Source organism: Streptomyces longisporoflavus (assembly GCF_014649775.1).
Lineage (GTDB): Bacteria > Actinomycetota > Actinomycetes > Streptomycetales > Streptomycetaceae > Streptomyces > Streptomyces longisporoflavus.
The window spans coordinates 1-22,529 of record NZ_BMTR01000005.1 but is presented as its reverse complement, the minus strand read 5'-3'; the positions used below and the strand labels follow the sequence as shown (position 1 = coordinate 22,529).

General features: G+C 70.1%; 23 protein-coding genes. 12 read left to right on the top strand and 11 right to left on the bottom strand.

From position 1 onward, the window contains the following. Nucleotides 1-87: 87 nt before the first annotated feature. Both IE226_RS11570 and IE226_RS11565 read right to left on the bottom strand, forming a co-directional pair. On the bottom strand, nucleotides 88-660 hold the full coding sequence (locus IE226_RS11570; RefSeq protein WP_190081041.1) for a MarR family winged helix-turn-helix transcriptional regulator: 573 nt from the start codon (nucleotides 658-660) through the stop codon (nucleotides 88-90). 188 nt (nucleotides 661-848) lie between these two features. After that, nucleotides 849-1,640, bottom strand: coding sequence for an acetoacetate decarboxylase family protein (locus IE226_RS11565; protein WP_190081040.1), 792 nt, complete (start codon nucleotides 1,638-1,640; stop codon nucleotides 849-851). A 505-nt stretch (nucleotides 1,641-2,145) separates the two neighbouring features. Between IE226_RS11565 and IE226_RS11560 the strand changes: the two genes are divergently transcribed. Together IE226_RS11560 and IE226_RS11555 are read left to right on the top strand one after the other, a co-directional pair. Beyond that, nucleotides 2,146-3,444 carry a glutamine synthetase family protein gene (locus IE226_RS11560; protein WP_229870784.1) on the top strand — a complete coding sequence of 433 codons (1,299 nt, stop codon included), beginning with the start codon at nucleotides 2,146-2,148 and terminating at the stop codon, nucleotides 3,442-3,444. 63 nt (nucleotides 3,445-3,507) lie between these two features. Further along, entirely contained in the window at nucleotides 3,508-4,782 is a 1,275-nt protein-coding gene (locus IE226_RS11555) for a cytochrome P450 (protein ID WP_190081038.1), read from the top strand. A 29-nt stretch (nucleotides 4,783-4,811) separates the two neighbouring features. Here IE226_RS11555 and dusB read toward each other — a convergent pair whose 3' ends face one another. Together dusB and IE226_RS11545 are read right to left on the bottom strand one after the other, a co-directional pair. Next, a complete protein-coding gene (gene dusB, locus IE226_RS11550; RefSeq protein ID WP_190081037.1) occupies nucleotides 4,812-5,942 on the bottom strand; it encodes a tRNA dihydrouridine synthase DusB in 1,131 nt (376 codons plus the stop codon). Between the two features lie 59 nt (nucleotides 5,943-6,001). Continuing rightward, nucleotides 6,002-6,988 (bottom strand): helix-turn-helix transcriptional regulator, encoded by a 987-nt coding sequence (locus IE226_RS11545; protein ID WP_190081036.1) that lies wholly within the window; start codon nucleotides 6,986-6,988, stop codon nucleotides 6,002-6,004. A 101-nt stretch (nucleotides 6,989-7,089) separates the two neighbouring features. On the opposite strand from IE226_RS11545, the gene IE226_RS11540 reads away from it, so the two are divergent. The 3 genes from IE226_RS11540 (at nucleotide 7,090) to IE226_RS11530 (ending at nucleotide 10,672) form a co-directional block, all read left to right on the top strand. Continuing rightward, nucleotides 7,090-8,562 (top strand): MFS transporter, encoded by a 1,473-nt coding sequence (locus IE226_RS11540; protein WP_373306929.1) that lies wholly within the window; start codon nucleotides 7,090-7,092, stop codon nucleotides 8,560-8,562. A gap of 180 nt (nucleotides 8,563-8,742) precedes the next feature. Continuing rightward, complete coding sequence (locus IE226_RS11535; RefSeq protein WP_190081035.1) at nucleotides 8,743-10,224, top strand: MFS transporter; 1,482 nt, start codon at nucleotides 8,743-8,745, stop codon at nucleotides 10,222-10,224. A gap of 19 nt (nucleotides 10,225-10,243) precedes the next feature. Beyond that, on the top strand, nucleotides 10,244-10,672 hold the full coding sequence (locus tag IE226_RS11530; protein WP_190081034.1) for a protein-tyrosine phosphatase family protein: 429 nt from the start codon (nucleotides 10,244-10,246) through the stop codon (nucleotides 10,670-10,672). Nucleotides 10,673-10,725: 53 nt separating this feature from the next. On the opposite strand, the gene IE226_RS11525 is transcribed toward IE226_RS11530, so the two are convergent. Next, on the bottom strand, nucleotides 10,726-10,932 hold the full coding sequence (locus IE226_RS11525; RefSeq protein ID WP_190081033.1) for a hypothetical protein: 207 nt from the start codon (nucleotides 10,930-10,932) through the stop codon (nucleotides 10,726-10,728). A 97-nt stretch (nucleotides 10,933-11,029) separates the two neighbouring features. Next, nucleotides 11,030-12,409, bottom strand: a complete 1,380-nt coding sequence (locus tag IE226_RS11520) for a glycine--tRNA ligase (protein WP_190081032.1) — start codon at nucleotides 12,407-12,409, stop codon at nucleotides 11,030-11,032. 144 nt (nucleotides 12,410-12,553) lie between these two features. Between IE226_RS11520 and IE226_RS11515 the strand changes: the two genes are divergently transcribed. The 4 genes from IE226_RS11515 to IE226_RS11500 are packed head-to-tail and all read left to right on the top strand — an operon-like array spanning nucleotide 12,554 to nucleotide 15,826. Then, nucleotides 12,554-13,555 carry a metal ABC transporter substrate-binding protein gene (locus IE226_RS11515; RefSeq protein ID WP_190081031.1) on the top strand — a complete coding sequence of 334 codons (1,002 nt, stop codon included), beginning with the start codon at nucleotides 12,554-12,556 and terminating at the stop codon, nucleotides 13,553-13,555. A 35-nt stretch (nucleotides 13,556-13,590) separates the two neighbouring features. Further along, nucleotides 13,591-14,400 (top strand): metal ABC transporter ATP-binding protein, encoded by an 810-nt coding sequence (locus IE226_RS11510; RefSeq protein WP_190081030.1) that lies wholly within the window; start codon nucleotides 13,591-13,593, stop codon nucleotides 14,398-14,400. A 5-nt stretch (nucleotides 14,401-14,405) separates the two neighbouring features. Then, nucleotides 14,406-15,323, top strand: coding sequence for a metal ABC transporter permease (locus tag IE226_RS11505; protein ID WP_190081414.1), 918 nt, complete (start codon nucleotides 14,406-14,408; stop codon nucleotides 15,321-15,323). Between the two features lie 47 nt (nucleotides 15,324-15,370). Further along, complete coding sequence (locus IE226_RS11500; RefSeq protein ID WP_229870779.1) at nucleotides 15,371-15,826, top strand: Fur family transcriptional regulator; 456 nt, start codon at nucleotides 15,371-15,373, stop codon at nucleotides 15,824-15,826. A gap of 61 nt (nucleotides 15,827-15,887) precedes the next feature. On the opposite strand, the gene IE226_RS11495 is transcribed toward IE226_RS11500, so the two are convergent. Both IE226_RS11495 and recO read right to left on the bottom strand, forming a co-directional pair. Beyond that, a complete protein-coding gene (locus IE226_RS11495) occupies nucleotides 15,888-16,709 on the bottom strand; it encodes an isoprenyl transferase (RefSeq protein ID WP_190081028.1) in 822 nt (273 codons plus the stop codon). A 43-nt stretch (nucleotides 16,710-16,752) separates the two neighbouring features. Continuing rightward, on the bottom strand, nucleotides 16,753-17,505 hold the full coding sequence (gene recO / locus IE226_RS11490) for a DNA repair protein RecO (protein ID WP_190081027.1): 753 nt from the start codon (nucleotides 17,503-17,505) through the stop codon (nucleotides 16,753-16,755). Nucleotides 17,506-17,636: 131 nt separating this feature from the next. On the opposite strand from recO, the gene IE226_RS11485 reads away from it, so the two are divergent. Then, on the top strand, nucleotides 17,637-18,314 hold the full coding sequence (locus IE226_RS11485) for an AIM24 family protein (RefSeq protein WP_190081026.1): 678 nt from the start codon (nucleotides 17,637-17,639) through the stop codon (nucleotides 18,312-18,314). Here IE226_RS11485 and IE226_RS11480 read toward each other — a convergent pair. From IE226_RS11480 to IE226_RS11470, 3 genes are read right to left on the bottom strand one after another with little or no spacing between them, the layout of a single operon-like run. Continuing rightward, entirely contained in the window at nucleotides 18,311-18,940 is a 630-nt protein-coding gene (locus IE226_RS11480) for a DUF1266 domain-containing protein (protein WP_190081025.1), read from the bottom strand. The two genes, IE226_RS11485 and IE226_RS11480, sit on opposite strands and share 4 nt — an antisense overlap. Before the next feature lie 16 nt (nucleotides 18,941-18,956). Beyond that, entirely contained in the window at nucleotides 18,957-19,193 is a 237-nt protein-coding gene (locus IE226_RS11475) for a hypothetical protein (protein WP_190081413.1), read from the bottom strand. Beyond that, nucleotides 19,190-19,441 carry a hypothetical protein gene (locus tag IE226_RS11470; protein WP_190081024.1) on the bottom strand — a complete coding sequence of 84 codons (252 nt, stop codon included), beginning with the start codon at nucleotides 19,439-19,441 and terminating at the stop codon, nucleotides 19,190-19,192. The genes IE226_RS11475 and IE226_RS11470 overlap by 4 nt, the downstream gene beginning before the upstream one ends. 118 nt (nucleotides 19,442-19,559) lie before the next feature. On the opposite strand from IE226_RS11470, the gene IE226_RS11465 reads away from it, so the two are divergent. Together IE226_RS11465 and IE226_RS11460 are read left to right on the top strand one after the other, a co-directional pair. Next, the gene (locus IE226_RS11465) at nucleotides 19,560-20,393 is read left to right on the top strand and encodes a helix-turn-helix domain-containing protein (RefSeq protein WP_190081023.1); all 834 of its coding nucleotides are present in this window, start codon (nucleotides 19,560-19,562) and stop codon (nucleotides 20,391-20,393) included. Further along, nucleotides 20,375-20,575, top strand: coding sequence for a DUF397 domain-containing protein (locus IE226_RS11460; RefSeq protein ID WP_190081022.1), 201 nt, complete (start codon nucleotides 20,375-20,377; stop codon nucleotides 20,573-20,575). The genes IE226_RS11465 and IE226_RS11460 overlap by 19 nt, the downstream gene beginning before the upstream one ends. Nucleotides 20,576-22,529: the final 1,954 nt, after the last annotated feature.

Sequence of the window (22,529 nt, the reverse complement as noted above, 5' to 3'; positions counted from 1 at the left end):
GTCATCACCAGCTCCGCCGAGCTCGTCCTCAAACGCCGGACGGGCTGAAACCTCTCGGAACCCGTACGGGCTGAAACCTCTCGGTAATCACCCTCGGGGGCGCCGCCCGCTGCGGCGGGGAGCCGGCTCCTCGCCGTCCAGGAGCTCCAACCGCCGCTCCTCCCCCCGCTCCTCCGTCTGCACCACGATCTTCCGCAGCAGATCCGCCAGGGTCCTGCACTCCTCGTCCGTCAGACCGTCGGCGACAAAGGCCTCCTCCGCGTTGAAGGCGGGGAACACCTTCTCCATCAGCCGCTCCCCCTCCTCCGTGAGCCGCAGCAGGGCGAGCCGTCCGTCGTCCGGGTGCCCCCGGCGTTCGAGCAGGCCGCGCCCCGCCAGGGTGCGGGCGACGCCGGTGAGCGTGCCCTTGGAGATGCCCGCCTCCTCGGCGACGTACCGCGTCTCCATCTCGCCCCAGATCCAGACCACGTAAAGCACCACGAACGACGTCCACGTCAGCTCGGCCCCCCGCAGCACGGAGTTCTCGAAGTGCTGCCGGACGGCCGACGCCGCGCGGTAGATGTTCGATACGGCGGCCATCTGCTCGTACTTGACGGGGGTGCCGCCGAGTTTGGCACGGACCGCCTTCTCGGTCTCGCGGATGGTGCGGTAGCCCGTCACGTCCGTATCTCCTCGTCCTCGGTCGTCGCCTGCGCGTCACCCGTGTGTCGCCTGCACCTGGCGCGTCCATCAGCACCACGCGCATTCGTACGGGCTCAAACGCTAACGCGTTTCGGTCGGCACGGGGACGCGGGGGGCCACGGGGCCGTTTCGGCGCAGCTGAAACAGGCGCGACGCACCGCTCCCCCCTACAGACTCCTCTCCAACAGCGTCCCGCCGTTCCAGACCACTCCCACCTGTCGGTAGTACGCGCCGATCGGCTCCTCGATCGTCAGCGCGGCCAGTTCCTCCGTGGGTGCGTCGAAGAGGTCGAGTTCGGCCTCGCCCGACCAGGGCTGACCTCCCTCGAAGGACGCGGCGCCGGACGCGACGAGTTCATCGAGCGCAAGGCCCTTCCCCTCGATGGCGGGGAGTTGGCGGTGATGGGCCATGGGGTGGGCGTTGACGAAGCCGTTCGTCTCGGCGGGCTCTCGCAGGGTGACCACCGCCTGGGCGATACGCCGGTCGGCGGCGGCAAGGGTGGCCCCGAAGGCGGCGCCCGCCTCTATACGGGGAGCGGGGCCGAAAGGGTGGGGCCGGGTGAGGTGGATCGAGCCGAGCTTCTTCGGGTAGCCCTGGTGGTTGCCGCGGGCGATGGCGAAGTCCTTGTCGACCCAGATGTAGACGCAGCGCGAGTAGGTACGGCCGCGGTGGCCACAGCGCACGACGGCGAAGCACTCCTTGTACTGGGCCCGCACGGGGTCCAGCAGCTCCGCCCTGTCGTCCCCGCAGGACTGCCAGTCGGCCCAGATCAGGGCGACGGCGCCGGGGTCGTCGGCGGCCAGGTCGAGCGGCGCGGGGAGGAGTTCGCGGACCCTGGCGGGGTCGGTCCGGTACTCGACGGTGAGGAGGTCTCCCGAGTAGCGCCAGGGCGGGGCCGGAATGAGCGAGGAGCGGCCCGTCGCGGACTTGGGCGGAAAGAATCCATGAACTCCGGCCATGAGCTTGCTCCTTCGGCGGGATGGGGCGAGGAGGGTTCGGGGCGGGACATCGTTTGGAGCCGTACGATAGGCCCCCCACGGCAAGCGCGCCATGGGGACAACCCACCGAACCACCCCCACGACCAGCGACCCCCGACGGGCCGGACGAGACCCGGCGAGTCGGGCGGGTGGGCGGGAGGGCCCCTACGGCACCCGTAGATCGCAGCGAGTCGGGCGGGTGGGCGGGAGAGCACCCCCCGAACCCCCAACCCCCCGCCCAATCCCCCCGAAGGGGCTTGCGCACACCCGCACCGCTTCCTATCGTTTGGTCTCAAACGATAACCCCGTTCCACCTCGCAGAAAGGCTGGAATCCGGGTGAGTGAAGCAAGCGCAACCCCAAGGACAGAGGCCACCCAAGCAGCAGAAACAGAAACAGAAGCAGAAACAGAAGCAGTAACAGAACCAGAAGCAGAAGCCCCCCGAGTAGCAGAAACGGTAGAAGCGCTCCGCGCACAAGGCACCGACGTGATCCGCGTCGTCTACCCGGACCTCCTCGGCGCCGACCGCGGCCGCGACATCCTCGTAGGGCACCTGCCGAGCGCATGCGAGCACGGGCTCTCCTTCTGCCGCGCCGTCTACCACACCACCCCCCGCGGAGACGTCGTCCCCGTAGCGGGCGGCCTCGACGCCGGCCTGCCGGACGTCGCCGTACGACCCGACCTGTCCACGCTCCAGCCGCTGCCCTGGGAGCCCGGCGTCGCCTGGTGCCTGGGCGACACCTTCGACCCCGCGACCGGCGAACCCGCCCCCGAAGCCCCGCGCGCCCTGCTGCGCCGCGTGCTGGAGAGCGCGGAGGAGTACGCCGACGGCGCCGTGACCCCGATCGTCGGCCCCGAGCTGGAGTACTTCCTGTGCGAGGCCGACCCCGCAGCCCCCTCCGGGTGGACCGTCTACGGCGGCGCCACGGGCAACGTATACAGCGCGGGCCGCCGCGGCGACCCCGACGGCCACCTCCTGCGTACCCTGCGCACCCTCGCCGACCTCGGCATCGGCGTCATCGCGGGCAACCACGAGTTCGACGGCGGGCAGTTCGAGATCAACCTCGACCACTCCGAAGCCCTGGACGCCGCCGACCGCGCCTTCCGCTTCAAGGCCGCCGTCAAGGAGACGGCCCGCCGCGAGGGACGGCTCGCGACCTTCATGGCCAAGCCGTTCAACGGCCTCGGCGGCAACGGCTTCCATCTGCACCTCTCCCTCACCGACGCGGCGGGGCACAACGTCTTCGCGGACGCGCGATCCCCCGACGGCCTCTCCGCCACCGCCCGGCACGCCATCGCCGGACTTCTCCGCCACGCCCCCGCGCTCAGCGCCCTGCTCAACCCCACCATCAACTCGTACAAACGCTTCGGCCCCGACACCCTCGCCCCCTGGCTGATCGACTGGGGCCTCGACAACCGCAGCGCCATGCTCCGCATACCGCCCGAGAGAGGCGCGGGGACCCGCCTCGAACTCCGGCTCGGCGACGCGTCGGCCAATCCCTACCTCGCCGTGGCGGGCGCCGTCGCCGCCCTCCTCCTCGGCATCCGCGACAAGCCGGAGCCGCCGGCGCCTCTGGAGGGCTACGGCTACCAGGAGGATTCCGCGCCCGGCCTCCCCGGCACGCTCGGCGCCGCGCTCGACGCCCTGGAGTCCGACGCGGCACTGACCGGGCTCCTGGGCGCGGAGTTCACCGGCGCCTTCCTCACGTACAAGCGCAATGAGATCGAGCGCTTCCGGCAGCACGTCACGGAATGGGAGTTCACGGAGTACGCCTTCCTCATCTGACCGCGCCGCGCCGCGGCGTGCCCGGCCCGAGAACCGCGATTCGAGCACCGAAGGAGTACGTCCATGAGTACGGTCACGGGGTCCGCGCCCCTTGCCCTGTCCGACGTCGACCTCTCCGACAACGACAAGTTCACCGACGGCACGCTGCCCTGGCGGATGTTCGACGTGCTGCGCCGGGAGGACCCCGTCCACTGGCAGCCCGAGCCCGCGCCCAACTCCGGCTTCTGGGCCGTCACCCGGCACGAGGACATCGTGCGCGTGGACCGCGATCCGGAGACCTTCACCTCGATGCGGTTCACCAACCTCGAAGAGGTCGACGAGGACCAGATCGCCCTGCGCCGCTCCCTCCTGGAGACGGACGGCATGCGGCACCGCGCGATGCGGCTGATCCTGCAGAAACAGTTCACGCCGCGCGCGGTCGCCACGTACGAGTCGTTCCTGCGCGGCCTCACCGCCCGCACCCTCGACGCGGCGCTCCCCAAAGGGACCTTCGACTTCGTGAAGGAGGTCTCCGCCGACTTCCCCATCAACGTGCTCGCGCGGATGCTCGACGTTCCTGGGGAGGACACCCAGCAGCTCATCGACTGGGGCAACCGCATCATCGGCAACACGGACCCCGACTACGCCGACGTGCTCCTGGAGAGCGCGGAGAGCGAGCAGTACCGCGATCTGCCCTTCCGCTCACCCGCCGCGCTCGAAGTCTTCGAGTACGGGCGGAAGCTGGCCGCCGAGCGGCGCGGCGGGAGCGGCACGGATCTGGTGAGCACGCTGGTCAACAACTCGCCCAAAGACGGCATCCCGCTCTCCGACACCGACTTCGACAACTACTTCCTGCTGCTCGTCGTCGCGGGCAACGAGACGACGCGGCACGCCATCTCGCACTCCATGCTCGCGCTGATCGACCACCCGCGGGAGCGCGCCAGGCTCACCGCCGACCCCTCGCTCATCCCGGGCGGCGTCGAGGAGTGCCTGCGCTGGGCCTCGCCCGTCTATCACTTCCGGCGCACGGCGACCCGGGACGTGGAGCTCGGCGGCAAGCTGATCAGGGAGGGCGACAAGGTGGTGCTCTGGTTCGCGTCGGGGAACCGTGACGCGGACGTCTTCCCCGACCCGTACCGCTTCGACGTCACCCGCGAGAACATCGACCACCTCACCTTCGGCAAGGGCAGCCCGCACTTCTGCCTGGGCAACTCCCTGGCCCGCCTGGAGATGCGGATCATGTTCGAGGAGCTGCTGCCGCGGCTCGCGGACATCCGGGTCGCGGGCGAGGTGCGGCGGGTGCGGTCGAACTTCGTGAACGGGATCAAGGAGCTTCCCGTCACGGTCGCCCTGGCGTAGGCGCGTAGACGCTCAGGCGCGTAGACGCGTCAGCCGCCGGACGTGTCCAGCTCCGCGTCCTCGCTGATGCCTGCGCAGTCGTACGGGTCCTTCAGCCAGCCGTCCGGCAGGACCACGCGGTTGTTGCCCGACGTACGGCCGCGCGGGCCGTCCGCGCCCGTGGGCCACGGCTGGTCGAGGTCCAACTCGCCGAGCCCGTCTTCGAGTTCGGCGAGGGACGAGGTGATCGCGAGGCGCTTGCGCATCTCCGAGCCGACGGCGAAGCCCTTGAGATACCAGGCCACGTGCTTGCGGAAGTCGATGACGCCGCGCGCCTCGTCGCCGATCCACTCGCCGAGCAGGGTCGCGTGGCGGATCATGACCTTCGAGACCTCGCGCAGGTCCGGGGCCTTGGGCGCGCCCGTGCCCTCGAAGGCGGCCACCAGGTCGCCGAAGAGCCAGGGGCGGCCGAGACAGCCGCGGCCCACCACGACGCCGTCGCAGCCGGTCTCCCTCATCATCCGCTGCGCGTCGGCGGCGGACCAGATGTCGCCGTTGCCGAGGACGGGGATCTCGGGGACGTGCTCCTTGAGGCGGGCGATGGCGTCCCAGTCGGCGGTGCCGCCGTAGTGCTGGGCGGCGGTGCGGCCGTGCAGGGCGATCGCCGTGACGCCCTCCTCGACGGCGATGCGGCCCGCGTCGAGGAAGGTGATGTGCTCGTCGTTGATGCCCTTGCGCATCTTCATCGTGACCGGCAGGTCACCTGCCCCTGCGACCGCCTCGCGGAGGATCGCGCGAAGGAGCGGCCTCTTGTACGGGAGGGCGGAGCCGCCGCCCTTGCGGGTGACCTTGGGGACGGGGCAGCCGAAGTTCAGGTCGATGTGGTCGGCGAGGTTCTCCTCGGCGATCATGCGGACCGCCTTGCCGACCGTCGCGGGGTCGACGCCGTACAGCTGGATGGACCGCGGCTTCTCGGTCTCGTCGAAGTGGATCAGCTGCATGGTCTTCTCGTTGCGCTCGACCAGGGCGCGCGTCGTGATCATCTCGCTGACGAAGAGACCCTTGCCCCCGCTGAACTCACGGCACAGCGTCCGGAACGGCGCGTTCGTGATGCCCGCCATGGGCGCGAGCACGACGGGCGGCCGCACGGCGTGCGGGCCGATCTGAAGCTGGGGCTCCATGGCGCGGGTTCCTCCGGGGCAGACTGTTCGGTGCGGCGTGGAAAGCCGGGGCAGACCTCTCATTGTCCCTCATCCGCGGGACTGCCCGTACGGCCGCCCGCGGGACCGCCCGTACCGCTGCCGGCGCCGCCGCTCGCGCGGCTGCCCACGCGGCCCTCCTTCACCAGGCGGTACAGCTCCTCCGTGGCCGTCTGCGAGCGGGCGTCCGCCGGGACGTACGTGCCCAGGCGCGGTCCCTCGGCCGGGCCGAGCCACAGGCCGTGGTACGTGAAGTGCAGCGGGCCCACCGCGGAGTTGTTGAACCGTTTCGACTGGTCGACGGCCTGCATCACCTCGTGCCGCTCCCACAGTTCGCAGAAGACCGGTGACGCCTTGCGCATCCTCCTGAGCAGCGTCTTCCACGCCGGGTCCGCGAGGTGCCCGGCCATCCGCGCCCGGAAGCGCGCGACCATCCGGCGCATCGTCTCGTCCCGGTCCTCCATGGCGGCCTGCCAGGCGGGATGCGTGAAGGTCAGCCACATGCAGTTGCGGTCCTCGGGCGGCAGCACGTCGAGGTCGGCGAGGAGATTTCCGTACGTGGCGTTGTAGGCGAGGATGTCGTAGCGGGCGTTCTGGACGCAGGCGGGGTACGGCTCCAGCTGCGTGACGATCCGCAGCAGGCCCTGCGGGACCGACGCGATCTCGGCGGCCGGCGAGGGGTCGGCCGTGCCCGCGAGCTGGAAGAGGTGGGCGCGCTCACCGGCGTCCAGCATCAGGGCGCGGGACAGCGCGTCGAGCACCTGGGCCGACACGTGGATGGCGCGGCCCTGCTCCAGCCACGTGTACCAGGTGACGCCGACCGTGGAGAGATGCGCGACCTCCTCGCGGCGCAGGCCCGGCGTGCGGCGGCGCTTGCCGCGCGGCAGGCCCGCCTGCTCGGGCGTGATGCGCTCGCGGCGGCTGCGGAGGAAGTCGGCGAGCTCGCTGCGGCGGATGCGGTCGCCCTGCGGGGCAGGCGCCGCGGTGTCCGTGTGAACGGGCGCGGGAAGGGACGCGGGAACGGGCATGGGGACAGCTTGCCCGCACTCCGACCCTGTTTCCAGGTAGTGCAGGTACCAGGATAAAGAGACTCTGGTACCAGGCTGAATGTTCGACGAGCGTCGTACTCGTGAACCTGACGAACTCCACGGCACGCGTCCTGAAGCCCGCCCCGGCCACCGCGCACGCCCCGGCCACCGCGCACGCCGCAGCCGCTTCCCCCGCCCTGACCCCGCTCGGCCTCGTCACCATCCTGCTCGGCGCCGCGCTCCCGATGATCGACTTCTTCATCGTCAACGTCGCCCTGCCCAGCATCGAACACGACCTGCACGCCTCCCCCGCCACCCTGGAGATGGTCGTCGCGGGCTACGCCGTCGCGTACGCCGTGCTGCTCGTGCTCGGCGGGCGGCTCGGCGACACGTACGGGCGCCGCAGGCTCTTCCTCTGGGGTGTCGCCGCCTTCGGCGTGACCTCGCTGGCCTGCGGGCTCGCCCCCGGCGCCTGGTGGCTGGTGGGGGCGCGCGTCGCCCAGGGCGCGGCGTCCGCGCTGATGCTGCCGCAGGTGCTCGCCACCATCCACGCGACGACGCGGGGCGAGCGGCGCTCGAAGGCGGTCGCCCTCTACGGCTCGGTGGGCGGCATCTCCGTCATCCTCGGCCAGGTGCTCGGCGGCGTCCTGGTCTCCGCCGATCTGGCCGGCAGCGGCTGGCGCGCGGTGTTCCTGGTGAACGCGCCGGTGGCGGTCGCCGCGCTGCTCTGCGCGGTGCGCTCGGTGCCGGACAGCCGTGCCGGGCAGCCCACCCGGAGCGACATCGGCGGCACGTTGCTGCTCGCCGCGACGCTGATCGCGCTGCTGCTGCCGCTGACCGAGGGCAGGGCCGCGGGCTGGCCCCTGTGGTCGGTACTGTTCCTGGCCGCGTCGCCGCTCCTCGCCTGGTGCTTCGCCCGCGTCGAGCTGCGTGCCGAGCGCACCGGCGGGAGCCCGCTGCTGCCTCCCTCGCTTCTTCGCGAGCCCGGCGTGCGCAGGGGGCTGGTCCTCGGGCTGCCCATCTTCACCGGCTTCGCCGGCTGGATGTTCGTCAGCGCGGTCGCGCTCCAGCAGTGGCTGGGCTTCAGCCCTCTCAAGGCCGGCCTGACCCTGATCCCCATGGGCGTCGCGCAATTCGCGGCGTCGATGCTGGCGCCGCGCCTGGTGACGCGCGTCGGCAGTCGCGCGCTGACGCTGTGCGCGCTGGTGCACGGCGCCGGGCTCGCGCTGATCGCCCTTACGGTGCTGTGGACGCCGTACGCCTCGCTGACCCCGCTCGTTCTGGCGCCCGGCCTGGCCCTGTGCGGACTCGGCCAGGGCGTGCAGCTCGCCCTCTACTACCGCATCGTGCTCGCCGCGGTACCGGCGGCGAAGGCGGGCGCGGGCAGTGGGCTCGCGGCGACGGTCCAGCAGTCCTGCCTGGCCCTCGGCGTCGCCACCCTGGGCTCCCTGTTCCTGGCCCTGGTGCCGGGCGCGGGCATGCGGGACGCGTTCGCGATCGTCCTTGGGGCACAACTGATCGGGCTGATCGGCTTGGCACTCCTTAGCCTGCGGTTGCCTCGGCGGCTGGCCTGAGGGGGCCTCTCGGTGCGGGGCGGGTGCGGGTGCCTCTGGGTGCGGTGCGGGCCCGTCGTGGTTGCTCGCGCCGTTCCCCGCGCCCCTCACGGGGCGCCCCCGGACGGTCCTCGGCACGGTGCGGGTCCGTCGTGGTTGCCCGCGGGCGGGATGCCGAGGGGGCGGGATACCGTCGAATACATGTCCCCGCAAGAGCTGACGCACCGCCGACGCATGCTCGTTCTCGCCATCTGCTGCATGAGCCTGCTCATCGTCAGCCTCGACAACACCGTTCTGAACGTCGCCCTGCCGACCATGGCGCGGGAGTTCGGGACCAGCATCTCGGGGATGCAGTGGACGATCGACGCCTACACCCTCGTACTCGCCGCGCTCCTCATGCTCGCGGGGTCCACGGCGGACCGGGTCGGGCGGCAGAAGATCTTCAAGGTGGGGCTCGTGATCTTCACGGTCGCGTCCGTCGCATGCTCCCTCGCGCCCAATCTCGAGTCCCTCGTGGCCTTCCGCATGGCGCAGGCCGTCGGCGGCTCCATGCTCAACCCGGTCGCGATGTCGATCATCACCAACACCTTCACCGATCCGCGCGAACGGGCCCGCGCCATCGGCGTGTGGGGCGGGGTGGTCGGCATCTCCATGGCCGCGGGCCCGATCGTGGGCGGCCTCCTGGTGGACTCCGTCGGCTGGCGCTCCATCTTCTGGATCAACCTGCCGGTCGGCCTCGCGGCGCTGCTCCTCACCATCCGCTACGTCCCCGAGTCCCGCGCCCCCAGGCCGCGCCGCCCCGACCCCGTCGGCCAGCTCCTGGTCATCGCGCTGCTCGGCGCCCTGACGTACGCGATCATCGAGGCCCCGACGGCGGGCTGGACGTCGCCGCTGATCATGGCGTTCGCCGGTGTCGCGCTCCTCGCCCTCGTCGGTCTGCTCCTCTACGAGCCGCGCCGCGTGGACCCCCTCATCGACCTGCGCTTCTTCCGCTCGGCGCCCTTCAGCGGGGCCACGGTGATCGCGGTCTGCGCCTTCGCCGCGCTCGGCGGGTTCCTCTTCCTCTCCACGCTGTACCTCCAGAACGTACGCGGCCTGAACGCCCTGCACGCGGGCGTGTGGATGCTGCCGATGGCCGTGATGACGCTGGTCTGCGCCCCGCTCTCGGGCCGCCTGGTCGGCAGCCGCGGCCCCCGTCTGCCCCTCCTGATCGCGGGGGTCTCGATGACGGTCTCGGGGGTCCTGTTCGCCGCCTTCGACGCGGAGACCGAGAACGCGACGCTCTTCATCGGCTACGTCCTCTTCGGTCTCGGCTTCGGCTTCGTGAACGCCCCCATCACCAACACCGCCGTCTCCGGAATGCCCCGCGCCCAGGCAGGCGTCGCCGCCGCCGTCGCCTCCACGAGCCGCCAGATCGGCCAGACCCTGGGCGTCGCGGTCATCGGCGCGGTCCTCGCCTCCGGGGTGGGGTCCTCGTCGTACGCCGCCACCTTCACGGAGGCGAGCCGCCCCGCCTGGTGGATCATCGCGGGCTGCGGTCTCGCGGTCCTGCTCCTCGGCGCGCTGACGAGCGGCCGGTGGGCGGGCAAGACGGCACGGCGGACGGCCGAGCGCCTGGCGACCGACGCGCAAGGACCGGCTGCGGACACAGCACACCCGGACCAGCACTCGACGCGGCCCTGAGCCGGACTACTCTCGCGCCATGACCGCGACTTGGGACCCCACGGCATCAGGCGTACTGCGGCTCCCCTCGGGCCGCCTCATCCGCGGCCGGGGCCTGCGCCACCCCCTCCCCGAGGGCCCGACCCCGGACTACGCGCTGTACCTCCTCGGCAAGGAGCCGCCCACCGTGGACTGGGAGTCCCGCTGGCTGCGCTGGCCCGACTTCCGCCTGCCCACCGACCGCACGGCGACGGCAGCCGCCCTGCGCGAGGCGTGGGAGCGCGCGGAGACCGAGCGGGTCGAGGTCGCGTGCGGCGGCGGACAGGGGCGTACGGGAACGGCGCTGGCGTGCGTCGCGGTACTGGACGGAGTGCCGGGCGCCGAGGCGGTCGCGTATGTGCGGGAGCACTATGCGCCGCGGGCGGTGGAGACCCCGTGGCAGCGTAGATTCGTGCGGCGGTTCGGCTGACGCCGGGAGCGGATACGGCCGCTCACCTCCGCGCCCACGGCACCGATCCGCGCTCACGGCACCGAGGGATCCACCGTCGCCTGATGCTCCCCGGCGAGATGTTCCTCCGCCTTGAGCCACGGCAGGAACTGGACCCGTTTCCCCCAGCCGCACGTATCGCAGCGCAACTGCCGCTGGACGCCCGCCTTTCGCACGTGCACGACATGCTCGCGCCCGTGCTGGTCCCATCTGCTGACCTTGCTCGTGGTCATCGAAGGCATGGCGAACAGTGTGCAGCAGAAGCCCCCGGTTCCGAGTCGGAACCGGGGGCTTCTTTCAACCTTCACTCAGCGGCGGACGCCGAGAGGGCTGGAGGCGTCAGCAACCCACCAGGCGCGAGGCGAGGTAGCCCTCGATCTGGTCGAGGGAGACCCGCTCCTGCTTCATCGAGTCACGCTCGCGGACCGTGACCGCGTTGTCGTCCAGGGTGTCGAAGTCGACCGTCACGCAGTACGGCGTGCCGATCTCGTCCTGGCGGCGGTAGCGGCGGCCGATGGCGCCCGCGTCGTCGAACTCGATGTTCCAGTTCTGCCGCAGGGCGGTCGCGAGGCCCTTGGCCTTCGGCGACAGCTCGGGGTTGCGGGAGAGCGGGAGCACCGCGACCTTCACCGGGGCGATGCGGTGGTCGAAGCGCATGACCGTCCGCTTCTCCAGCTTGCCCTTGGCGTTGGGGGCCTCGTCCTCGATGTAGGAGTCGAGGAGGAAGGCGAGCATGGTGCGGCCGACGCCCGCCGCGGGCTCGATGACGTACGGAGTCCAGCGCTCGCCGGCCTCCTGGTCGAAGTAGGACAGGTCCTGGCCCGACGCCTTGGAGTGCGCGGAGAGGTCGTAGTCCGTGCGGTTGGCGACACCCTCAAGCTCGCCCCACTCGCTGCCGCCGAAGCGGAAGCGGTACTCGATGTCAGCGGTGCGCTTGGAGTAGTGGGAGAGCTTCTCCTTCGGGTGCTCGAACCACCGCATGTTCTCCTCGCGCAGGCCCAGGCCGGTGTACCAGTTCCAGCGCTGCTCCATCCAGTACTCCTGCCACTTCTCGTCCTCGCCCGGCTTGACGAAGAACTCCATCTCCATCTGCTCGAACTCGCGGGTCCGGAAGATGAAGTTGCCGGGCGTGATCTCGTTGCGGAAGGACTTGCCCATCTGCGCGATGCCGAACGGCGGCTTCTTGCGCGAAGTCTGCTGGACCTGGCCGAAGTTGGTGAAGATGCCCTGCGCGGTCTCGGGGCGCAGGTAGGCGACGGAGCCGCTGTCCTGCGTCGGGCCGAGGTGCGTGGAGAGCATGCCGGAGAACTGCTTGGGCTCGGTGAACTGGCCCTTGGTGCCGCAGTTGGGGCAGTTGACCTCGGCCAGGCTCTCGGGCGGACGGTTGTGCTTGGCCTCGTACGCCTCTTCCAGGTGGTCGGCGCGGTGACGCTTGTGGCAGGACAGGCACTCGGTCAGCGGGTCGGAGAACGTCGCGACGTGACCCGAGGCCTGCCAGACCTCCGTGGCCAGGATCACCGACGAGTCGATGCCGACTACGTCCTCGCGCGAGGTGACCATGTAGCGCCACCACTGGCGCTTGAGGTTCTCCTTGAGCTCGACGCCGAGGGGCCCGTAATCCCAGGCGGCGCGCTGGCCGCCGTAGATCTCACTGCACGGGTAAACAAAGCCACGGCGCTTGCTCAGGCTGACGATGCTGTCGATCTTGTCGGCGGCCACGGTGCTCTCTTCATTACGACGGTGGGCGAAGCGAATGCTTCAGGTTACCGGCGGCCTTACCCCCCTAATCAAATCGGATACCGGTCCATCCCGGTCCCAACCGCTAGTTGACAATCGTTTCCAGATTTGTTGAAAATGAGTGTCATGAACGTACGTCGCCTGATACCCACCGCCGCTGTCGCCTCCGCCACGGTCCTCGGCCTCACGGCCCTGTCCGCCTGCTCCTCCTCCAGCGCCGCGGACAAGAACGACGGCAAGCTGAACGTGACGGCGTCGTTCTACCCCATGCAGTACCTGGCGCAGGAGATCGGCGGCGACCACGTCTCCGTGGACACCCTGACCAAGCCGGGTGTCGAGCCGCACGACCTGGAGCTCAGCCCGAGGCAGACCGCCACCCTCGGCGAATCGGACGTCATCCTCTACCTCAAGGGCATCCAGCCCGCCGTCGACGACGCCATCGGCCAGTCCGGCGTGAAGAACACCGTGGATGCCGCGACCCTCACCAAGCTGGAGAAGCACGGCACGGGGGTCGGCCACGACCACGGCCACGAGGGCGAGAAGCACGCCGAGGACGAGCACGGCCACGAGGAAGACGAGCACGGCCACGACGAAGAAGGCGAAGCCGGCGCCGACCCGCACATCTGGCTCGACCCGGTGAAGTACGCCGAGGTCGCCGAGGGCGTAGGCAAGGCGCTGGAGAAGGCCGACCCCGACCACGCGGCGGCGTACAAGAAGAACACGAAGGCCCTGGTCGAGAAGCTGGACGCCCTGAACACGAAGTTCGAGGGCGGCCTGAAGGACACCAAGACCAAGACCTTCATCACCACGCACTCCGCCTTCGGCTACCTCGCCGAGCGCTACGGCCTGGACCAGGAGGGCATCTCCGGCATCGACCCCGAGTCGGACCCGAGCCCCGCCCGCATCAAGGAGCTCCAGGACATCGCCGAGGAGGACAAGGTCTCCACGGTGTTCTTCGAGACCCTCGCCAGCGACAAGACCGCCAAGACCCTCGCGAACGACGCGGGCCTGAAGACCGACGTCCTTGACCCCCTCGAGGGAATTACGGACAAGTCCAAGGGCGATGACTACATCGGGGTCATGGAATCCAACCTCGCCGCGCTGCAGAAGGCCCTCGGCGCGAAGTGATCGAACAGCAGGCAGCAGCATCGGAGGCGCACGCCATGGGAGCCGACAAAGCCCCGGACACAGCGGGGCCCACCCCGCCCGTCATATCCGTGCGGGCGGCCACGGCCACCCTCGGCGCGCGCCCCGTGCTGCGCGGCATCGACCTCACCGTCAAGCCCGGTGAGGTCGTCGCCCTGCTCGGCGCGAACGGCTCGGGCAAGTCCACCGCCGTCCGCTCCGTGATCGGCCAAGTCCCCCTGACCGGCGGTGACATAAGCCTCTTCGGCACCCCCCTGAAGCGCTTCAGGCAGTGGGCCCGCATCGGCTACGTACCGCAGCGCACCACGGCCGCGAGCGGCGTCCCCGCGACGATCCGCGAGGTCGTCTCGTCGGGCCGCCTCTCGCGCACGAAGCTCACGAAGCTGGGCTGGACGACGAAGGCCGACCGCGCGGCGGTCGACCGGGCCATCGGGCTCGTCGGTCTCGCCGACCGCGCCAAGGACTCCGTGAGCGCCCTCTCCGGCGGCCAGCACCAGCGCGTCCTCATCGCCCGCGCGCTCGCCTCCGAGCCGGAGCTGCTGATCATGGACGAGCCGATGGCGGGCGTCGACCTGGCCAGCCAGGAGATCCTCGCGCAGACGCTGCGCGAGCAGGTGGCGGCCGGTACGACGGTCCTGCTCGTACTGCACGAGCTCGGCGCCCTGGAGCCGCTGATCGACCGCGCGGTCGTCCTGCGCGACGGCTGCGTGACGCACGACGGCCCGCCCCCGAAGGCGGTCGGCCAGCACGCCCTGCCCGGCCACGACCACGTACATCCGCACTCGGCCGACGAGCACGAGCCGATCCGCACGGGACTGCTGACCTGATGATGATGGAAATCTTCCAGACCGAATTCATGCAGCGGGCGCTGATCGCCGCCGTCCTCGTCGGCATCACGGCCCCCGCCATCGGCATCTACCTCGTCCAGCGCCGCCAGGCCCTGATGGGCGACGGCATCGGCCACATCGCCATGACGGGCGTCGGCCTCGGCTTCCTGCTGAACTCCAGCCCGGTGTGGATGGCCACGCTGGTCTCGATCGTCGGCGCGGTGACGATGGAGCTGATCAGGGCGTACGGCAAGACGCGCGGCGACATCGCCCTCGCGATGCTCTTCTACGGCGGTATGGCGGGCGGTGTCCTGCTGATCAACCTCTCGGACACCGGCTCGAACGCCAATCTCTCCTCGTACCTCTTCGGCTCGCTCTCGACGGTCTCGGACTCCGACGTCACGGCGATCTGCCTGCTCGCCGCCTTTGTGGTCCTCGTCACGATCGGCCTGCGCAAGCAGCTGTTCGCGGTGAGCCAGGACGAGGAGTTCGCGCGGGTCACCGGGCTGCCCGTGCGTGCGCTCAACCTGCTCATCGCCGTCACCGCCGCCGTCACGGTCACCGTCGCGATGCGCGTCGTGGGCCTGCTCCTGGTGAGCGCGCTCATGGTGGTGCCGGTCGCGGCGGCCCAGCAGATCACCCGCTCGTTCAAGGTGACGTTCGTCCTGTCGGTGGTCATCGGCACCGCCGTGACCCTCTCCGGCACGGTCACCTCGTACTACCAGGACGTGCCGCCCGGAGCGACGATCGTCCTGATGGCGATCGGCGTCTTCGTCGTCCTGACGGCGCTCGCGACCCCCCTGGCCAGGCGCCGGGCACGGGCCGTGGCCGCCGCGGACGCGACATGCACGGCGGACGCCGGCAAGGACGTCGGCAAGGACGTTCCCGGCGCGCGGCGCCCGGCGGACGAGGTCACCGTCTGAGAGCGAGCTGGCACGAGCTGGCACAATGGCCCGACGGGATATGAAAGATGTGCGGGCGATCGTGCGAGTCATCAGTTGAGGAGGCACCTGTGACAACAGCTGCGGGACCCCCGGTACGAGGCCGATCCACCCGGCAGCGCGCCGCGGTGGCGGCGGCCCTGGGCGAGGTGGACGAGTTCCGCAGTGCGCAGGACCTGCACGACATGCTCAAACACAAAGGCGATTCGGTGGGCCTGACCACGGTCTACCGCACGCTCCAGTCCCTCGCCGACGCCGGCGAGGTCGACGTGCTCCGCACCGACGAGGGCGAGTCGGTCTACCGCCGCTGCTCCACCGGCGACCACCACCATCACCTGGTCTGCCGGGTGTGCGGCAAGGCGGTCGAGGTCGAGGGCCCGGCGGTCGAGAAGTGGGCCGAGGCGATCGCCTCCGAGCACGGGTACGTGAACGTGGCGCACACGGTCGAGATCTTCGGCACATGCGCGGAGTGCGCGCAGAAGTGACGTGAGCTGAACGCAGGGTGGGCCCGCACCGGATTCGGTGCGGGCCCACCCTGCGTCCGCGTCAGCTGTTCGCGATCTCTTCCTCGTTCGGGATCGCCCCGCCGAAGCGGCGGTCGCGCCCGGCGTACTCCAGGCAGGCGCGCCACAGGTCGCGCCGGTCGAAGTCGGGCCACAGGACGTCCTGGAAGACCATCTCGGCGTAACTGGACTGCCAGATCAGGTAGTTGGACGTGCGCTGCTCGCCGCTCGGGCGCAGGAACAGGTCCACGTCCGGCATGTCCGGGTAGTACATGTACTTGGCGAAGGTCTTCTCGTTCACCTTCGAGGGATCGAGCCTGCCCGCGGCCACGTCGCGCGCGATGGCCTGCGCGGCGTCCGCGATCTCGGCACGCCCGCCGTAGTTGACGCAGAAGTACAGGGTCATCGCGTCGTTGTCGACGGTCTGCTCCTGGGCGATCTGGAGCTCCTGGACGACGGACTTCCACATCTTGGGCATGCGCCCCACCCAACGGATACGGATGCCCAGCTCGTTCATCTCGTCGCGCCGGCGCCGGATGACGTCGCGGTTGAAGTTCATCAGGAAGCGGACCTCGTCGGGCGAGCGCTTCCAGTTCTCGGTCGAGAAGGCGTAGAGCGAGAGGTTCTTGACGCCCATCTCCAGGCAGCCCTTGAGCACGTCGAGGACGACGCCCTCGCCCACCTTGTGCCCCTCGGTGCGCGGCAGCCCCCGCTCCTTGGCCCAGCGTCCGTTGCCGTCCATGACGCACGCCACATGCTGCGGCACCAGCTCGCCGGGGATCTTCGGCGGGCGGGCGCCCGAGGGGTGCGGCTCGGGGACCTTGTACTCACGGCGGGACCGTCCGAGGATTCCGCGTCGTGCCATGGGGGGCTCTCTCCTACCTAGCTGTTCTCTGTACGTGACGTGCTTACGTGGTTTTCTCTACGTACCGCAATGAGCGGAGCCCGCGCTCCAAGTGCCAGTGCAGATAGGCGGAAACAAGCCCACTGCCCTCCCTGACATGCCGCGCCTCGCACGCGTCCGCCGTCTCCCAGTCTCCGGTGAGCAGCGCGCCGAGCAGGCCGAGGGCTTCCAACGAGGGTACGACGCTGCCGGGCACCCGGCAGTCGGCGCAGACGGAGCCGCCCGCGGCCACGGAGAAGAACCGGTTCGGTCCGGGCATTCCGCACTTCGCGCAGGAGTCGAAGCTGGGCGCGTAGCCGTTCACGGCGAGGGAGCGGAGAAGGAACGCGTCGAGGATGAGATGCGGCTCGTGCTCGCCGTTGGCGAGGGTCCGAAGGCCGCCCACGAGCAGCAGATACTGCTGCACGGCGGGCTCGCCCTCATGATCGGTGAACCGTTCCGCCGTCTCCAGCATGGCCGTACCCGCGGTGTAGCGGGCGTAGTCGGTGACGATCCCGCCACCGTACGGAGCGATGGTCTCACTCTGCGTGCACAACGGAAGTCCGCGCCCGATGAGTTCGCTGCCGCGCGCGAAGAACTGCACGTCGACGTGGGAGAAGGGTTCCAGCCGCGCCCCGAACTTGGATTTCGTGCGCCGCACGCCGCGGGCGACGGCGCGGACCCGGCCGTGACTGCGGGTGAGCAGCGTGATGATGCGGTCCGCCTCACCCAGCTTCTGGGTGCGCAGCACGATGCCGTCATCACGGAACAGACTCATGGACCCCATTCTCGCGTACGGGTCGGACAGCCGGGGCCGGGGTCACCGGCAGCCGGGGCCGGGGTCACCGGCAGCCGTACTGGGGCGTCCGACCCTCTGGCGATATGACTGACACCTGACAAAATGCCCGCATGAAGAGTGAGCTGTTCTCCAGCGAGCACATGGCGCAGCAGGCCGTCGCCCCCGGGATGACCCTGCAGAACGCCAAGTCCATCAAGTACGCGGTCAACGGCGAGATGCACGCACGGCAGGGCGCGATGATCGCCTACCGCGGCGACCTGCAGTTCGAGCGCAAGGGCCAGGGCGTGGGCGGCATGCTCAAGCGGGCGATGACCGGCGAGGGCCTGCCCCTCATGGCGGTGCGCGGCCAGGGCGAGGCGTGGTTCGCGAACGAGGCGCAGAACTGCTTCATCGTCGACATCGAGCCGGGCGACGTCCTCACCGTCAACGGCCGCAACGTCCTGTGCTTCGACGCGACCCTCTCGTACGAGATCAAGACGGTGAAGGGCGCGGGCGTCACGGGCGGCGGCCTGTTCAACAGTGTCTTCACGGGCGCCGGGCAGCTCGGCCTGGTCTGCGACGGCAACCCGCTGGTGATCCCGGTCTCGCCCCAGCAGCCGGTGTACGTCGACACGGACGCGGTCGTCGGCTGGACCGCGAACCTGGACACCTCCCTGCACCGCTCGCAGTCCGTCGGCTCGATGCTCAGGGGCGGTTCCGGGGAGGCGGTGCAGCTGATGCTGCGGGGCGAGGGGTACGTCATCGTGCGCCCGAGCGAGGCGACCCCGCAGAAGCCGCAGCAGCACTAACGCCGGCGGGCGGGGCGGGCGTGGTCCGGGCGGCTGATGGCCTCCCAGGGGGCGAGGGTCCACGGGCTCGTCCGGTTCGCCGGGTCGAGGAGGGCCTGGAGGTGGGCGTCGGAAACAGCTTGGGGCGCGGGAAAGTCCTGGTCCCCGGTGCCGCTGAGGCTGTCCCGCCAGACCTGCCGGCCGAGGAGGTAGTGGTCGGCGTACTCCCGCCAGGAGGAGTACGTGCCGGCGACGGTCGGTACGACGTTCTTGAGCCGGGCCCAGGTGTCGGCCTCGCTCAGCATCCCGCAGGCGAAGCCGCGCCGTGAGATGTCCACGTAGAGCGCGATGTCCCAGGCCAGCGGTGCGACGCCGAGGCGCCGCTGGGCCATGGCGCGATATCCGGTGCTCGCGAGCCCGTTCAGGCGCCCGAGCAGTTGCCCGGGCGCGGTGATCTCCCACTGCTCGGCCAGCCACTTCTCGGCCTTGCGGTCATCGATACGGCTGAACGGATACAGGGTCGTCCGGGAGGCGTCCTTGTCCCTGCTGACCGGCGCGCTCAGCGACACCATCCAGAGCTGGTGCATGGTGAGCGGCGCCGGATATCTGGACTCGACCTTCGGCTTGCTCCACTTCCATATGGCCATGCGCCCGCACCTTACGTCACGGGACTTCACCCCGGCTCCGTGCGTTCACGTAGGCGGTGGCGGCGCTGATCCGCTCGGAGTCGGTGGCGGTCCTGAGCGCGTCCGGCGCACAGTCCCACTCCCGCCCGCCGCCGAAGGGGCGGAGCTGGACGTAGGGCCCTTCGCTGCCCATGACCCTGCCGACTTGTCCGGTACGGGTATCCACGGCGTAGGCGCCTACGGGGAGTTCTTGTGGCCCCGCATCGCGATTCAGGTCCACTTCGGATCCTCGCTTTCGACGCCGGCGCCGTGTGGCAGCGCGGCGGCGAGGCGTGCGGCCGTATCGACGGAACATCCGCCCAATTCGATGCGCGGACAGGGCGCTTCGCGGGCCCGGGATGTGGGGTCGATCCGCAATGACGGGAGAATAATTCCGGCCCTCGCGAGTGCGGAACGCAATTCCTTCACGGTGTCCTCCGCTTCTTCGACGCATAGCGCCGAGTGCTCCCTGCTTTCACTCATGACGTGGCTCCCCTTTCCCATCGGATTTCACGCTTCGTGTCTCGATGGTGACGGGTCAGCCCTACACTCGGCAGGTGTCTGCGCCCTACAACTGCGGCGCAGCGAAGGGTGGTTGGCCATGGCCAATGGTTCACGTCAAGCAGCGTGGGAGTTCTTCGGCGCAGAGCTGAAGCGTCGCCGGGAGGACGCCGGTTTCACCCAGTCGGCACTGGGGGTACAGGTATTTGTTTCCGGCGGCTACATCGGCCAATTCGAACAGGCCATTCGGAAACCACAGTTGGATGTAGCACAGAGGCTGGACGAGATCCTACAAACCGACGGCTTTTTCGAGCGGATGTGGCGCAAGCTGATTAGGGATCAGCCGTATACGGAGTGCTTTGCGCACGTGGTGGAGCTTGAGCGGCTGGCGACACAGCTCTCCGAGTTCGAACCAGCTCTGATCCCGGGACTCCTGCAGACTCCTGAGTACGCACGCGCTCTCTTCGTCGCGAGCAATCCGCTGGCCACCGAGGAGTACGCCGAAGAGTTTCTGAGGGCACGCATGGACCGCGCCGTGATCCTCAAGGACGCTACACGTCCCAAGTATTGGGTGGTCCTCCACGAGACCGTCCTGCGCACACGGGTCGGTGGGGCCACCACCATGGCCGAGCAACTGGAACGTCTCGCCTCGATGATGCGGGAGCGCAAGGTGTTGGTCCAGGTGATCCCGTTCGCGGCGGGGGCGTACCCGAAGATGGGCAAGATGATGAAGCTCATGGAGTTCGAGGACGCGCCGCCAACTGTCTATACAGAGGCCGTGAATTCGGCGAATCTGCTGGACGATCCAGCTGTGGTGAAGCGCGTACAGGCGGCTTACGATCTGCTCAGGGCCGTCGCGGAGTCGCCGAGGGCGTCCCTGGCCCTGATCGAGTCGGTGGCAAAGGACTACAGACGATGCGCGAGTACGACCTGAGCGACACCCGCTGGCGCAAGAGCACCTACAGCAGCGGCGACAGCGACAACTGCGTCGAGGTAGCCGACGGAGTCCCCGGCGTCGTCCCGGTGCGGGACAGCAAGAACCCCGAGGGCCCCGCCCTGCTCATCGGCGCCGGGGCCTGGTCGGCCTTCGTCACGGACGTCCGCGCGGCCAACTGACGTCCGGGCGGGGGGTGCTGTGCTGGTCCGGCGACGGGGTGGGTTACCGGTGCCGTCCGGTTCTCCGGAGTTTGGCGGTTGCGGGCCGGGCGTAAAGGGCGCTCCTACGTCGCGTCGGCTGCGCCGATTCCGCTGCGCTCCACCCTTGACTCCCGTCCCTCCACCGCGCGAGGGAAGACGACCGGACGGCCCGGGAGCGGGACTCTCGACCAGGCGCCGTGGGATCGACTGTGTTCCTGCCGGGTGCGGACTGGTTCGTCGGGGCCGACCGGCAGAGGGTGAGCTGCGCAGCGGGTTAGTTTGGCCTGCCGCTCTCGTCAAGCGAGTGCGGACTGGTTCGTCGGGGGTGGCCGCCGGAGGGTGAGGTGCGCAGCCCGTTGGGTCGGGGTGCCGGTCTCGTCAAGCGCCTGTGGACCGTATCTGCCGGGGCGGGCGCCAGAGGGCGGGGCGTGCGGGGTTGGCAGCCGCTGTCGGCGGGTGCCAGTCGGCCGGTTGCGGAGGGGATTGCAGGAAAGTCCCACGCCACGCCGGGCGGAGGGCGAGTACGGCGGGACTTTTCTGCATTCCGGTGTGGGGCCGGGGGGTGGGGCACCAACTTCGGCAAAGTTGTGTTCTGGCAGGCGGGGGGCGCGCGGGATGCGCGATGCGCCGTCTCGGAGTCAGAGTCAGAGTCAGAGTCAGGTGCCGGTCCCCGGCACCGGCTGGCGCGTCTCGCTCTCGGCTGGCGGCTGCCGCCCCGGACACCGGCTGACGCGCCCCACTCTCGCCTCGCGTCCGCCACCCCAGGCACCAACTGACGCAGCTCGCTCTCGCCTAACGGCTGCCGGCCCTGGCACCGGGTGGCACGAGCCGCGCTCTCGGCTGGCGGCTGCCACCCCACGCACCAACTGACGCAGCTCGCTCTCGCCTAACGGCTGCCGGCCCTGGCACCGGGTGGCACGAGCCGCGCTCTCGGCTGGCGGCTGCCACCCCACGCACCAACTGACGCAGCTCGCTCTCGCCTAACGGCTGCCGGCCCTGGCACCGGGTGGCACGAGCCGCGCTCTCGGCTGGCGCGTCGAACTTTCGGCTGGCGGCTGCCACCCGGGCACCGACTGGGGCGCCCCGCTCTCAGCTGGCGGCTGCCACCCCGGGCATCGGCTGGCGCGTCTCGCTCTCAGTTGGCGGCTGCCGGCCCTGGCCCCAGGTGGCCCGAGCCGCTCTCCGCTGGCGGCTGGCGACCCTGGCACCGACTGGGGCGACCCGCTCTCCGCTGGCGACTGCCACCCCAGGCGTCGGCTGGCGCGTCTCGCTGGCGGCTGCCGCCGGGGCACCAGCTGGCGCGAGCCGCCGCTCTCTGCTGGTGGCTGCCGTCCTGACACCTGGGCACCTTGGCACCTGGGCCCTCGGGCCCAGCGTCGCGGGATTGCCGCCCCTCTAGCACCACGGTTGCCCGCCGCCAGCGACGAACCGTTCGCTCACCGGCCACGTGCCTGCCGGAGGGCCCGGCACCTCACTCCCAGGGGGCGCATCGCGCACCCCGCGCGCCCCCAGCCTGCCAGAACGCAACTTTGCCAAAGTTGGTGCCCCACCCCCCCCCCGGCCTCCTCGCCGATCGCAGGAAAGTCCCGCCATCCCCTCCCTCAGCGCCTCGTTGTGTGGGACTTTCCTGCAATCGGATGCGATCGGCTCTCCGGTCGACGCCGGACCGCTCCGACCCTGCCCCGGACAGGCGCCGATCGCCGGTTCCTATACCGCCGCCCCCTACCCCTTCGCGCCCGGCGGCCACCCCGACGAACCAGTCCGCACCCGCTTGACGAGAGCGGCAGCGATTCCCGGAGCAGCCGCGCACCTCACCCTCTGCCGGTCGGCCCCGACGAACCAGTCCGCACCCGGCAGGAACACAGTCGATGGTCATGTCCCGCTGGGTGGTGTAGTCACGGCGGCTGTTTTGCTTCCGGTTGTGGGGGCGATC